Below are 13,032 nucleotides of genomic sequence, written 5' to 3'. Positions count from 1 at the left end.
CATTAAATGCGTGAAAATATGAAAATTCCGGACCATAAGACAAAAATAGTCTGCACAATAGGCCCGGCTTCCTCTTCCGAGGAAGTGATCCGGGAACTTGTGCTTGCTGGCATGAACGTGGCAAGGATCAACTTTTCCCACGGAAGCTTTGAAAGCCATAGAGAAGTAATCCGGAGAGTCCGCAAGGTTGCAGCGGAGCTTGACAGAACCGTTGCGATTCTTGCCGATCTGCCAGGCCCGAAGATCCGTATAGGTAAATTGGAAAAAGAACCTATCATGCTTCACAAAGGAAACTTTGTGACCCTTACGGTTGATGAGGCTCTCGGAGATGAGAGCCGTATTTCCGTAAGCTATAAACAGCTTCCGGAAAGCGTGGTTCCAGGGAGCATTATTTACTTAAGCGATGGGTTTATCCAGCTTCGCTGTTTGGAAATCTACGGAAAAGACGTGCTTTGCGAGGTTCTTATTGGGGGTCAGCTTTACTCTCAAAAAGGGTTGAACCTGCCAGGGGCAAAGGTGTTCCTTGACTCTGTAACGGAAAAAGACTTTAAGATCCTTGAGTTTGCCCTTAATGAAGGGATTGACACTTTTAGTATTTCCTTTATAGAAACTGCAAACGACATTCTTAAGGTCCGGAATTTTGCTGCAGCTAGAGGAAAGTCTGTATGTATCGTTGCTAAAATCGAGCGCAGACAAGCTGTAGAAAATATTCAGGAGATACTAAAAGAAACCGATGCCCTCATGGTCGCCAGAGGAGATCTCGGGGTCGAAATTCCTATTCAGGAAGTTCCCTCAGTTCAGAAAGAACTTATCCAAAGTGCAAAACTTCTTGGAATTCCAGTAATTACAGCCACTCACATGCTGGCTTCAATGACCGATAACATAAGGCCTACTCGCGCAGAGGCGACCGATGTTGCCAATGCAATTCTTGATGGCACAGACGCTGTCATGCTTTCTGAAGAAACAGCTGTTGGTAATTATCCTGTGGAAGCCGTTGAGATGATGGCAAAAATTGCAAAAACCACAGAAGAATGGCGTTCCAAGACAAAATGGGGTCTTGATACTATTATTAAGGGCATAACTGCAAGGGAAATGTCAGTAGATGAGGTAATAACCCTCCAGGTGCACGAAGCCCTGCAAAAATTGCCTGTCGCAGCCGTACTGACCCCTACGAGAAGTGGAGCAACTCCCCGCAGGATTTCACGCTTCAAGCCCGAAACCTGGATCCTTGCTTTCAGCCGCGTTCCGAGAACCTGCAGCTTCCTCTCTTTATCTTATGGTGTTTATCCCGTTATTGTAAAAGAGAAAATTGAAAGCTGGGAAAAAGAGACTACTGAAATAGCCAAAGAACTGGGATTTGTAAAAAGCGGAGACATTGTTATTTTCACCCAAGGGCCTCCTTTAGGAAAACCTGGAGGCACAAATATGCTTAAAATTCTCACCCTTGAGTGAAGAAGGCGTAGGTCATATGAAGAATTCCAGTTTAAATTCGAGTACCGGTATGAGATCCAACATCCAGTTTTATGAGTGGAATATTAGGAAAACTTCTTATCTCAATAAATCTCAAACCAGTATGTTTAAGTCGATATGTTTAGATATCAAGTGCATGATTTCTAATGTCGGAATGTTTAAGCCAATGTGTTTAGATATCAAGTTAGACATCATGTGCATGATCTCTACTGTCAGTAAAAATTAAGTTTATGTTATGAGGTTTCATTGATGAAACAAAAGGACCCAGCAACAAAAAACCAGAAGTATCTGGCTGTTTTTTTAGCATTAACAATGCTTCTGTCAGCCGGTGCAGTCTTCTTTTCAAGCGACTCAAATAAAGATAATAGTGATGATGCTTCCTCTTCTAAGACTATAGAGGATAATACTACGATCGCTTTTTCTCAAGTTCCTGGCAGGCAGGTCCACCATGAATTCAACTCCATTGCCGACGGATTAAACATGTCCCCTGAAGGGGTAGTAAGTGCCACATATGTAGACCTGCAGAGAACAACAGGAACCCCCTTTGAACAGGTCTTTGGGAATACATCAATGATGTACTCTCTATATGGAGCAGATGTAACCAGACGCTACGGGGCAGTTTACGCTGATGGTAATGGGTTCGAACTCCACCAGATTCCGGAACAGAAAATCTTAATGCCTTGGGGAGCAGTCCAGTACGATAACTACAGTCTCCTTGCGAGGACAAACAATACCCATGATATTTGGAACGTCGCAGGAAGCCCTGTGATCCTTAGCTCTCGCCAGAGCGCGCAAGATATAATTGACGTACTGGAAGGAAATGAAACTGCTACAACCGAATACGATAGTCTCCTTAGCCAGGCGGATCCGAAAGGAAGCTTCTATCAGGAAGTGGTCACAAAGACGAATTCCACTAATATCCCGGCCGAGAAGCTCTACACAGAGCTTAAAAAACTAGATGATGGCAGTTACAAGCAGACGTCTCTTTACCTCAATCCAGAACCCGAATTCATTGAAAATCTTCAGGCTCTGCAGGTAAACTCCACTGAACGAGGAGTAACCTATAACGTAACTACCTCAGAAAACATTACCAAAATGACAATTACATCCGACTTTGGAAACTTACTTAATGAAACACAGAGGCTTTCACAGTAAGCTTCCAATTTTACCTTTTTTAAATGACCTTAAGCTTTTAACATTTCGTATTTTCGATATCATTTTCAATTCTGGATCTTGATTTAATTTTCTATTTGGCATGAAAATTTTGTCTCATATTATGATATTGTTTTTTTCTGATTTTGATTTTATTTCCTTTTTGCTATTCTGGCTAAAGAAGAATCATCTATTTCTACCTGTTAAATCTATCTTATAAATGGGAAGTGATGCTATTGGGATTTCTGGACAGCTTATTCAAAAAGAAAATTGAAGGCAAAACTGCAGAGGAATGGTATGGTCTTGCAACCAGTGAACTCGATCCCGAAAAAAAAATAGAGTACTTCGATAAGGTTCTGAAGCTGAAACCTGATTTTGCAGGAGTCTGGAACCTCAGAGGGCTTGAATACGTAATTCTCAAACGGTACGAAGAAGCTATTGCCTCTTTTGATAAAGCCCTTGAGATCCGGCCTGCCTACCCGGAAGCAAAGTACAACAAAGAGGATGCAGAAACCGAATTAAGAAAGATTAGGGCAGCCGAAGCAAAAGCCGGAGAAAAGGGAGGAGAGAAAAATTAAGGAAGCATAAGAAGTGTAAAGGAAGAGCCCCGAGTTCTCGATTTTTTTTCTCAACCGACGCAACAATTACGCCGTCGATCACGCCAGATAGGTTTTGGGGATAATATCCTCATACCTTTACTTCCTTCTCCGGTTCAGCGCTTGAAGTCCAAGTTTTACTGGGCCTGGGAGTTTTCCGCATTGCATGACTTTCATCTGCTCAGGAGAAATAAGTTTGAAAGCTGCATTCATGAGAGTATCGGATTTCATAATTCCATCCATGAGTTGTCTTGCCTGTACCGATGTTTCAAGTGCAGATCCAAACTGAGCTCGCCAGCGGCGGTCGTATTCTTCAAGCCTGCATTTTCCGGCTGCAAATTCGGCTGCAGTTTCTCCTGCTACTTTTGCGGCAATCATTGCAGGAGGGATTCCACCTCCGTTTGTTGCAAATATCTGGCCAGCCGCGTCTCCTACAATCAGCGTGTTTTCATTTGCTGTTTTTTCCGGAGCGCCATTTACAGGGATAATGCCTGCAATCACGTTCATAATTATGCTGTTTTTCAGTTTTGGTCCCGCAAGCGGATGATTTCGCATAAAGCGGTGCAGGTATTCTTTTGCAGAAATCCCTTTTTCAGCCATACCGCTTCGGATTCCGATTCCTACGTTTGCCCGATCTCGGCCTTCGGGAAAAATCCATGCATAGCCGCCGGGCACAAAATCCTTTCCGAAATACATTTCCAGGGAAGAAGGATCAATATCCACATTCCTTACCTGGTATTCTAGAGCAACCGAAGTTACCCTTGATTCTGGCTTAAGGGCAAGCCCTTTTGATTTTGCAACTAGAGAATTTGGGCCGTCAGCTCCGATAATTGCTTTTGCTTTTATTCTATGTTTTCCAAAAACTCCCGAAGTCTCAACAACTGTGCCTTCAAATTTCACCACGCGGGTTTTAACCATCAGTTCAGCGCCTGCTCTTGCAGCCTGCTCGGCAAGGAACTGGTCATATCTGCGCCGGTCAAGGACTGTCCCCCTGACAGCAAATTCCTTTATGTTGCAGTTTGGAGTGATAAAACGCTGAGTATCAATCCTCTGCAGCACGCAGGAATCTGGATAATTTTTCAGTGTGTCCGGAAGCCTAGCTTCAGGGAGTAGGGCCTGGATTTCCGAAGCATCTGGAAGAAAGCCGGCACACTGAATAGGGCTTCCGATCTCTCTTTTTTTGTCAAGAAGAAGCACCGAGGCGCCATCTTTTGCAGCATACCGGGCGGCTGTAGAGCCTGCAGGGCCTGCGCCCACAACAATTACATCATACGAGGCTTCGGGGATCATGAAAGAGTCTTCCTGTCATTTATTTCAGCTTGCAATTTACAGGGAACTATTTATTAATCCTTTCCCGAAGCTCGCAAAATAAATTCCCCGGACAATCAAAAGGCCAAGATATGTGCCCGGGGTATTATGTGCAAGAAGATTCCCACTGTTTGTCTGGATGAGTTCTCCTCTTGCATCACGTGTAAGTTCCTGATCCGATGATCCAGTTCTGATCCACCATCATCACATAGCTAAGTTTTTGTTTGACGGTGAAATTATCGGCAGGATCTGCATACAGATACCTGACGAAACCTCCACCGGATTTCGCGGTGGCGATCAGATCCTGGATATATGCGGTGCCGTTAGCGTCCGTGGCATTCCATCGGCTTGTCCCAAGAAGCTCGGGCTGGAAGGGTAGAGCTAACGTGGTGCCGTTCATGTCGTATGCGAAGATATAAAGTTCGCCATCAACGAATTGGCCTGTCTGGTTGTTGAATTCCTGAAGAGCAGTTTCCCGTCCGTGTACGTGCGTATATTCGAAGGCTTTCTCGACGAATGCTACGAGCTTCTCAGGAGATACAGTGGAGTTGTTAACTGGCATCGGGCTGGAGCCTGGTGTCACTTCCGATTGGTTATCGCAGCGCTTATAATTGCCACTGCATACAATGTAGGACTTACCATCGCTTCCATTAGTTAACCGATAGTAGGTGGTTTTATAGTACAGATTCGTCTGCACTGGATGCATATAAACATAATCCACCCAACCAGTCCCGTTTTTCAATGCTCCTTCTAGTATTTCATCACGAAACAGTTTACCAGTAACATCTGTCTTGCCCTTAAAGTTCATGCCGACAAGCTGAATGTTATCTGCATGAGCAACGATGGTCAGGTTCTCATCGTACACGAAAGTGTAAAGGGCAGGATCCTTAGCGTCTCTATACGGCGCTTCGCCCGCATTGATGCGCCGGAAAGTATTCGAGGCGTTCTTCTCAACGGCTGCAGCGGTTGTATTTACAAGTTTCACTACCGCATCATCCGTGAATGTCTGCCGGGTGCATCCAACCCCGAGGTTCCGGTAGATGATCCGCTCATAATCGCTGACCCCCTGTGCATCTTTCTGGTTTCGCACATTCTCAAGTGCCTGCTGGAAAGCGTTGACCAATGTATCTGGGACATCCTTACTAAAGATATAGTACAAGTCATCCTCTTTCAGAGTATATACGATCCCATAGGCATTGGGGTCCGTTGCAGTCTGTAGCATCTGATGCCGCCCGGCGAGATCACCAGTTGCCCAAAGATCGATCTGGCCCTCTTCCAGCATCCTGAGGAGATCCTCTGGATTTTTGCCATTGACAATTTGTGACGCATTCACGCCCTGGCTGGTGAGGAGGTTATTTTCGATGGAGGATTTTACCACGCCGATCCGGTACTTATTAAGATCCTCTGGAGAAGATATTGTAATATTCCTGCTCATTGGGGCATAGAGAACGAAACTAGCTTTAGTAAAAGGTCCTGCCCACTTGTAGAGAGACTCGCGTTCGGGTGTTCGAACGATGGAGAAAAGCACCGTACTGGTGTTGTTCTGTGCGATTTGGAAGCCTTCTTCCAGAGGGAAAATGCGGACATTTGCCTGTGAGCGGTTTACGCCAGTATTTTTGAAGACCGCCTCAAGTATCTCAACAGAGATCCCGGTGACATTCCCCTTATCCTGGTAATTGAAGGGAGCCCATTCTTCAGTCAGGTAATTGAGCTGAGTAAGGCCTATCGATGGAATGTATCTCCCGAGAATCCGCTCATAAGTACTGATTCCCGCAGCGTCTTTCTCCTGTTTGACTGTATCGAGTGCCTGCTGGAAGGATTGAACGACTGAATCTGGGACATCTTTACTGAAGGCATAGTAAACATCCTGGGTCTGTAATTTATACACGACCTTGTAGGAGTAGTAGTTCCCTGTTATCTGTTCGGAAAAGTACCTGCCTGCTTCTTCCGGGTATGCCCACAGGTCAATCTCACCGTTATCTAGTTTTTCAACAAGAATAGATGCATTTGTCTCCTGCACGAGCTGGCTTTTATTGACACCAGCATCGAGCAGTTGCTGGACTGCGATATCATCAACAACTACCCCGATCCTGTATCCTCTCAGATCTTCAGGGCTCTTTATTGTGATTTCCTGGTCCGGTCGGGCAAAGAGAACATTGGTATATGTATAGATGGGCCCGGCCCATTTGAAGGATTGCTCACGCTCGAGATTCCTTACGGTAGTGAAAAGCACGGTATTATTTCCGCTGAGAGCAGCCTGGTATCCCTCAGTCCAGGGAACGAGTTTTATCTCTTCCCGTGCCACTTTTTTTCCCATCTTCTCGGTGATTGCTTCAAGAAGTTCAACGGAAATCCCTTGCAGTGTACCGTTCTCTATATAATTATAGGGCGGTAGCTGTTCGGTGTAGTATGTCAGATTGGCTGACATCGTAGTGTCGTTCTGGTCTGTGGATGCAGCTTCGCTTTCCGGAAGACATCCGGCAGTTGGAAGCAGCGCTCCAAGCAACACTGTAATAAGGATAAGATACGTGTAGCGTAGAGATAGCGACATGAAAATAGTCTATAATCAATATATAAATGAATACTCAATGCTTCTCACCAATTTGCAAAAGATAACCCTTTTGAGAGGAGAAACTGGAAAATTAGAGTGCTCAATATCCTGCAAATGCGTGCTTTTTCCAAAAAATATCTATTAAACTATATACTTTAACGATTATACATTTCTGCACGTCAATTTATGTTATCCTTGGAAAACTGACATAAAAAGCTATTGAGTAGATGAAATATTTTGTTGACAGAGGTGAAAGGAAAAGGAGATCTTCCAGGCGGTGGCGGCGAATCGTTTGCCAATTACTATGTACTCGGCCAGTATGACTTTGTGATCTTTGTCGAGGTCCATCGGAGAAGCAATTAAAGCTCCTGCTTGAAGTCGGAAAATAGAGTACTATAAACACGGAGCTCTGATAGGAATGCTACACGAGCTGGTTTATCGAGCGGCAGCCGAGATGTGACATAATTTCATTCTCTTTTTAGAGCTTTCAGGATCGCCGCCCCTCCCAGACTATCAGTCTCTACAGCGAAGCCGACATCTTCAAAAATTCCTTTCCACTCAGCCTCAGAGAGTTGGGGGCCGTGTGGGTGCTGATGTGCAAGCGGCTCAACTGCTATCAACAGGCCCCTGTTTTTAAGCACTCTTTTTATCTCGAATAGGGCAAATTTAATGTCTTCAAGGTGGTGAAGCATTAAAAAGCAAGTAGCTACATCCACCGAACCGGCTTCAAAAGGCAGGGCATAGGCACTTCCGGTCCTGAACTCCACATTTGACACACTAAGGACATCGGCATTCATCTGTGACTGACCTGTAAGGGAATCGTGAATATCAATGCCGTAAACCTGTGAATCCGGGTTATTTTTTGCAAGCTCTATTGTGAGGTTTCCAAAACCGCTGCCAATATCGAGGATTATTTCTCCTTTTATGTCGGGGAGCATAACAGGAAGCATCCGCTCCCGCACACGTGCCATGCGGTCTTCAGGATATGCCGACTTATTCGTTTTTTCCGCATCTATTGCTGTAAACGGAAGGATAGCATAGATTTTTGACCCGTTAACTGCCATGAGCCCTTTTACGTAAATCCTGCCGGCTTCAGCTACAACAGGTTCCACAATCGAAACTCCGGCACCCCTGCAAAAGCGCATATTCCATTCTTCCCTTTTTTCAGGGAACCGGATATCCAAAGGAGTGTGTACCACAACGTAGTGAGAATATTCCGGCTTAAAATATTCTGACACGGATTCAGGCTCATTGAGGTGAATCTCACTGATACTGTCCCTAAAAAGGGCAAGAATTTGCAGGGAAATCTCATCAGCCTCGTTTCTTATACTTCCTATCTCTTCAAACATATCCCTAAATCTGCTTTCGCTAAATAAAAGCCCTTTTACAGTATCGCTAGATAACAGGAAAGCAGAACTATATAACTCGGATTTCTCTTTTCTATATCTCTATCTATTCTGACTACAGAAAACGCGGAAAACTCATTTTAGGCTCTACAACTATAGAAAAAAACCAGTTCTAATTTAGAACCTTTTTTCCAAGCTGTGTAAAAAATTTAAATCTTCACGGATGGTTTTATATACTATAAAGTAGGACACAAGTTACCGATTGGTGGTTGAGATGAAATATATAATCGCAATCATAAGGCCGGAAAGACTTGATGCGGTCAAACGAGAGCTTCAAAAACTTGAGGTAAACAGATTAACAGTCTCATCTGTCGCTGGTTACGGTGCACAAAAAGGGCATCTGGAGCTTTACAGGGCGATAGAGCATGAGGCAAACCTGCTTGAAAAAATTAAGATCGAAATTGCAGTGGAAGATCATTTCCTTCAACCAATTATTGAAGCAATAAAGACTGGAGCGAAAGGCAATGATGGCTACATCGGAAGCGGTAAGGTCTTTGTGCTTCCACTTGAGGACGTAATACGGATTCGCACAAACGAAGCCGGACCTGACGCGTTATGAGGGGATAAACATGGCTATCGAAGCAGCAGATACAGTGTGGGTACTGATTTCATCTGCTTTAGTATTATTAATGGTTCCCGGACTGGCTCTATTCTACGGTGGGCTGGTCCAGCGTAAAAACGTTTTGAGCAGCATGATGCATTCATTCGTTGCAATGGGCGTCATGGCTCTGGAATGGATATTAATAGGTTATTCGCTTGCCTTTTCCGAGGGCAACTGGTTTGTGGGGGGCCTTGGACATGCATTACTAAACGGTATTGATGTATACTCGGTAACAGGCACAATTCCTACCTATGCATTTGTTGCGTTTCAGGGAATGTTTGCAATAATCACACCTGCTTTAATTTCAGGTGCAATTGTAGGCCGGGTTAAGTTTAAATCTTACCTCGCGTTCATCGCACTGTGGGGACTTCTTGTATATGCACCCGTCTGCCATTGGGTCTGGGGTGGCGGATTCCTAACAGGAAAAGCTCTGGACTTCGCAGGAGGCACGGTTGTTCACATAACTTCAGGTATCTCCTCGCTTGCAATCTTAACCTACCTTGGCAAGAGGCGGGGCTATGGAGTAGATTCAATAAAGCCTCATAACGTTACTCTGACGCTTCTTGGAGCCGGGCTGCTCTGGTTTGGATGGTTTGGGTTCAACGCGGGTTCGTCCCTTGCTGCAAATCAGATTGCAGCTCTTGCATTCATTACAACGCTAGTAGCTCCAGCAGCCGCAGGATTTGTCTGGATGGCACTGGAATGGTACCATCTGGGGCATCCAACTGCTCTGGGATTTGCAACAGGGGTTCTGGCAGGACTTGTTGCAATAACTCCAGCCTCAGGCTTTGTCACTCCAATTGCAGCAATTCCTATAGGTGTGATCACAAGCTTCGTGTGTTACAAAGCTGTGGAACTTAAAGGAAGGTTCGGATATGACGATTCGCTGGATGCCTTTGGAGTACATGGAGTAGGAGGAATAACAGGTGCGCTTCTGACAGGTATATTTGCAAGCGTGGGATCGGCCACCGGACTCCTTCTTGGAAATTCCAGCCAGTTACTTATCCAGTTTGAAGGCGTCGCCATTACGGCTATTTATGCAGCTCTCTGTACCCTCCTGATAGGGTTTGTGCTCATCAGGACTATAGGGCTTAAGGTCAGTGAAAGTGAAGAAAACATCGGACTTGACAAGACGCAGCATGGTGAAGTTGCATATAATATTTGAGTACAGGAAGTGATGCAGGCAAAGCTTTACCTGCATTTTTCTAATTTTTCCTTGATATGGGAGATTGAGGAAAAAATCTCACAAACAATCAAGAAGCAGGTTCGGGACAAATTTTAATAATTGAGTCTACTGACTTGGATTTCGCATCTTTTTAAAATTGGATAGTCAGATAAGATTTATTTTAAAATCCACATTCAGAAAAACTGTTTTTTTACCATTGTGAGAGCCAGAACTACCGAGGAAACCAATGTCATTATGAAAATAATTGTAAATGCATGCGGATTATTCTCGAAAGGGACGTCAACATTCATTCCAAAGAAGCTTGCAACCATTGTTGGGACTGACAGAACGATTGTAGCTGAAGTAAGAAATTTCATGACAATATTTAAGTTATTGGAAATAACCGATGCATATGCATCCATAGTCCCTGTCAGGATATTGCTGTAAATATTTGCCATTTCGATTGCCTGCTTATTTTCTATTATGACATCTTCAAGAAGCTCAGTATCTTCAGGATACATTTTTACAGGATTGGATCTCAGGATTTTTTCAAGGACTATTTCATTGCTTTTTAAAGATGTAGAGAAATATACAAGGCTTTTTTCCAGCTCAAGAAGCTGGATTAATTCTTCATTTTTCAGGGATTTATGCAATTTGGACTCGATTTTATCACTTGCTTTATCGATGCGTCTGAGATATTGAAGATATAGCTTTGAGTTTCTATACAAGATCTGTAAAAGAAAACGTGTTTTTTTGAATGTATAGAAAGATTTTATCCTCCTTTCGATAAAGCTATTAATTACGTAATTTTCCTGGAGAGAAACTGTAACAATGTTTTTGTCGTTAATTATAATCCCAAGGGGAATTGTAAAATAAATTCCGCCATCCTGCAGGCTCGTGTTCGGTACGGGTATATCTATTAATACGACAGTACAGCCTTCATCCACTTCAAGTCTGGAACGCTCCTCTTCATCGAGTGCAGCTTTAAGATGTTCAACTGGAATATTCAAATTTTTTGAGATGGAGACTATTTCCTGCTCTTTTGGATTTATAAGATTAATCCATGCGCCGTCTTCAACCTGATCAAGGGTTACCAATCCGGAATCTGTTGATTTGAATATTTGAAGCATGGATATCTCTCCCTGTTGCAGTGTAGCGATTACACTCACTCAAAATGAGAATATTATTACAGACCTTCAAGCAGATCGCTTATCTATAAATATATTTTCATAATAAACATTTCTGGCAGGTGTTGTTACTTCAGTAAACTTTCTTTCGTCTTAATTTCCTCTTTATTCTCCTTTCCTCTTCTTTTTCCTGAATTTTCCTTTATACTAATTCGTCAGCGAGGGATGTAAAACATTATAAGTACGCCTACAAGTGCAATCACTGCCCCTATTATTTCATATTTGTCGGGATTTTTCTTATCGATAATTGCCCCCCAGATCAGGGATGAAACGATAAAGATTCCTCCGTAGGCAGCATAAACCCTGCCGAAATGTGCAGGCTGAAAAGTTGGAATTATTCCGTAGATCGCTAATGTCAGCCCTCCGAGGAGCCCAAATAATGCTCCTTTATTTTCCCTTAACCACAACCAAACAAGATAACCTCCTCCTATTTCAAAAAGTGCAGCCAGAAAAAATAGACCAAGAGAGACGATGGAATCAATCATATGTTATCATCTTCTCTTGGCCAGTAGTAAATAATTGACACTCCAATAAGAATTATCAGGGCGCCTATGAGATCATAACTATCAGGAGGGATTTTATCGAAGATCCAACCCCATAAAATAGACATAACGACAAAAATGCCACCATAAGTTGCATATATCCTGTGAAAGTAAGATGGCTGAAAAGTGGGCACGACTCCATATAAAAACAAGATAATTGATCCTGATAATGCGAAAAGAAGGCCTCTGCCTTCACGCAACCACAACCACAGAAGGTATCCTCCTCCTATCTCAAAAATGCCTGCAAGGATAAACAGGAGAATAGTATAAACAAAGCTTCTTTTTCTGGATATACTCCCTGATTCCATTTTTATCATGTTTCCAAAAATTGCTAAAGAATATATAACTGTTCTGATTTGAATAATTGACATTTGTCTTGTAAACTAAGCCAGTAAGACTCCTGAATTGCAGGATTTAAAGCTTATCGGCAGATCGTAATACTGAACTCGGTATCCAGAACAGCAAGGAAATTGAGTGAAGAAAGTAATTACAAACATCTGAGAATGAACTCATTTACAACAGTCACATCCGCATGAAGGAAGTAGATTCTTGTTGCTGTTTTCCACTTCCCAGCATTCAAAGCAGAGCTTTATTATGCCAAGCTTTCTGTGCTTAACTCTAAGCAGTGAATTTTCGTCCTTTCCGCAAATCGAACACTTAACCATACTTAAACCCTCATTTAATGTTCCCACAGTCCAACTTTTATCATATTTGAACTTTCAATCGAAATTTTTCATGTTAGTATATTCACTAGCTAGTATATTCACTAATATCTCTTATCGGTTTAGGTACACATTAACTCTTAAACCAGGAAAAGGTTTTGAACATCATTGTAATAAGATATTCCATCTAACTCAGGTATTATCAGGTATTATTATACTACGTCTGTCTCATTTACCTGATATCAATGAAATAGATTGTCTTGCTATTTTTCTATATATAAATACAATTGTCTATGTATGCAGTATGACTATTTCTCTCGGTTATATAACAAAATTTATATAAAAGTATTAATATGGTTACTTAAATTGTTGGTCGTGTACTTGAGTTATTG

Annotated in this window: 13 protein-coding genes; 6 read left to right on the top strand and 7 right to left on the bottom strand. The window is 42.9% G+C overall.

The genetic code is table 11. From position 1 onward, the window contains the following. The first annotated feature begins 18 nt into the window (after positions 1 to 18). The 3 genes from pyk to BP549_RS07950 all read left to right on the top strand — a co-directional run bounded on the left by pyk (position 19) and on the right by BP549_RS07950 (position 3,200). The gene (gene pyk, locus BP549_RS07960; RefSeq protein ID WP_292380766.1) at positions 19 to 1,452 is read left to right on the top strand and encodes a pyruvate kinase; all 1,434 of its coding nucleotides are present in this window, start codon (positions 19 to 21) and stop codon (positions 1,450 to 1,452) included. 267 nt (positions 1,453 to 1,719) lie between these two features. After that, positions 1,720 to 2,625, top strand: a complete 906-nt coding sequence (locus BP549_RS07955; protein ID WP_292379660.1) for a hypothetical protein — start codon at positions 1,720 to 1,722, stop codon at positions 2,623 to 2,625. 227 nt (positions 2,626 to 2,852) lie between these two features. Then, positions 2,853 to 3,200 (top strand): tetratricopeptide repeat protein, encoded by a 348-nt coding sequence (locus tag BP549_RS07950; protein WP_292379658.1) that lies wholly within the window; start codon positions 2,853 to 2,855, stop codon positions 3,198 to 3,200. A 117-nt stretch (positions 3,201 to 3,317) separates the two neighbouring features. Here the strand turns inward: BP549_RS07950 and BP549_RS07945 are convergent, their stop codons facing one another. Together BP549_RS07945 and BP549_RS07940 are read right to left on the bottom strand one after the other, a co-directional pair. After that, a complete protein-coding gene (locus BP549_RS07945) occupies positions 3,318 to 4,508 on the bottom strand; it encodes a geranylgeranyl reductase family protein (protein ID WP_292379655.1) in 1,191 nt (396 codons plus the stop codon). Positions 4,509 to 4,683: 175 nt separating this feature from the next. Then, entirely contained in the window at positions 4,684 to 7,077 is a 2,394-nt protein-coding gene (locus BP549_RS07940) for a cache domain-containing protein (RefSeq protein ID WP_292379653.1), read from the bottom strand. Between the two features lie 240 nt (positions 7,078 to 7,317). Between BP549_RS07940 and BP549_RS07935 the strand changes: the two genes are divergently transcribed. Next, complete coding sequence (locus tag BP549_RS07935; RefSeq protein ID WP_292379651.1) at positions 7,318 to 7,440, top strand: hypothetical protein; 123 nt, start codon at positions 7,318 to 7,320, stop codon at positions 7,438 to 7,440. A gap of 104 nt (positions 7,441 to 7,544) precedes the next feature. Here BP549_RS07935 and BP549_RS07930 read toward each other — a convergent pair whose 3' ends face one another. Further along, a complete protein-coding gene (locus BP549_RS07930) occupies positions 7,545 to 8,426 on the bottom strand; it encodes a class I SAM-dependent methyltransferase (protein ID WP_292379649.1) in 882 nt (293 codons plus the stop codon). A gap of 271 nt (positions 8,427 to 8,697) precedes the next feature. On the opposite strand from BP549_RS07930, the gene BP549_RS07925 reads away from it, so the two are divergent. Together BP549_RS07925 and BP549_RS07920 are read left to right on the top strand one after the other, a co-directional pair. Then, a complete protein-coding gene (locus BP549_RS07925; RefSeq protein WP_292371522.1) occupies positions 8,698 to 9,042 on the top strand; it encodes a P-II family nitrogen regulator in 345 nt (114 codons plus the stop codon). 10 nt (positions 9,043 to 9,052) lie between these two features. Further along, positions 9,053 to 10,249 (top strand): ammonium transporter, encoded by a 1,197-nt coding sequence (locus BP549_RS07920; RefSeq protein WP_292379646.1) that lies wholly within the window; start codon positions 9,053 to 9,055, stop codon positions 10,247 to 10,249. 194 nt (positions 10,250 to 10,443) lie between these two features. Here BP549_RS07920 and BP549_RS07915 read toward each other — a convergent pair whose 3' ends face one another. The 4 genes from BP549_RS07915 to BP549_RS07900 form a co-directional block, all read right to left on the bottom strand. After that, positions 10,444 to 11,379, bottom strand: a complete 936-nt coding sequence (locus BP549_RS07915; protein WP_292371518.1) for a magnesium transporter CorA family protein — start codon at positions 11,377 to 11,379, stop codon at positions 10,444 to 10,446. A 212-nt stretch (positions 11,380 to 11,591) separates the two neighbouring features. Continuing rightward, positions 11,592 to 11,921, bottom strand: coding sequence for a YnfA family protein (locus BP549_RS07910; protein WP_292371516.1), 330 nt, complete (start codon positions 11,919 to 11,921; stop codon positions 11,592 to 11,594). Then, positions 11,918 to 12,295 (bottom strand): YnfA family protein, encoded by a 378-nt coding sequence (locus BP549_RS07905; RefSeq protein WP_292379644.1) that lies wholly within the window; start codon positions 12,293 to 12,295, stop codon positions 11,918 to 11,920. Before BP549_RS07905 ends, BP549_RS07910 begins: the two co-directional genes overlap by 4 nt. 192 nt (positions 12,296 to 12,487) lie before the next feature. Then, positions 12,488 to 12,643, bottom strand: coding sequence for a hypothetical protein (locus tag BP549_RS07900; protein WP_292371513.1), 156 nt, complete (start codon positions 12,641 to 12,643; stop codon positions 12,488 to 12,490). Positions 12,644 to 13,032 lie beyond the last annotated feature (389 nt).

Source organism: Methanosarcina sp. UBA289 (assembly GCA_002496565.1).
GTDB lineage: Archaea > Halobacteriota > Methanosarcinia > Methanosarcinales > Methanosarcinaceae > Methanosarcina.
Note: the sequence above shows the minus strand (reverse complement) of the source record. Positions and strands in the feature narration are given on the sequence as shown.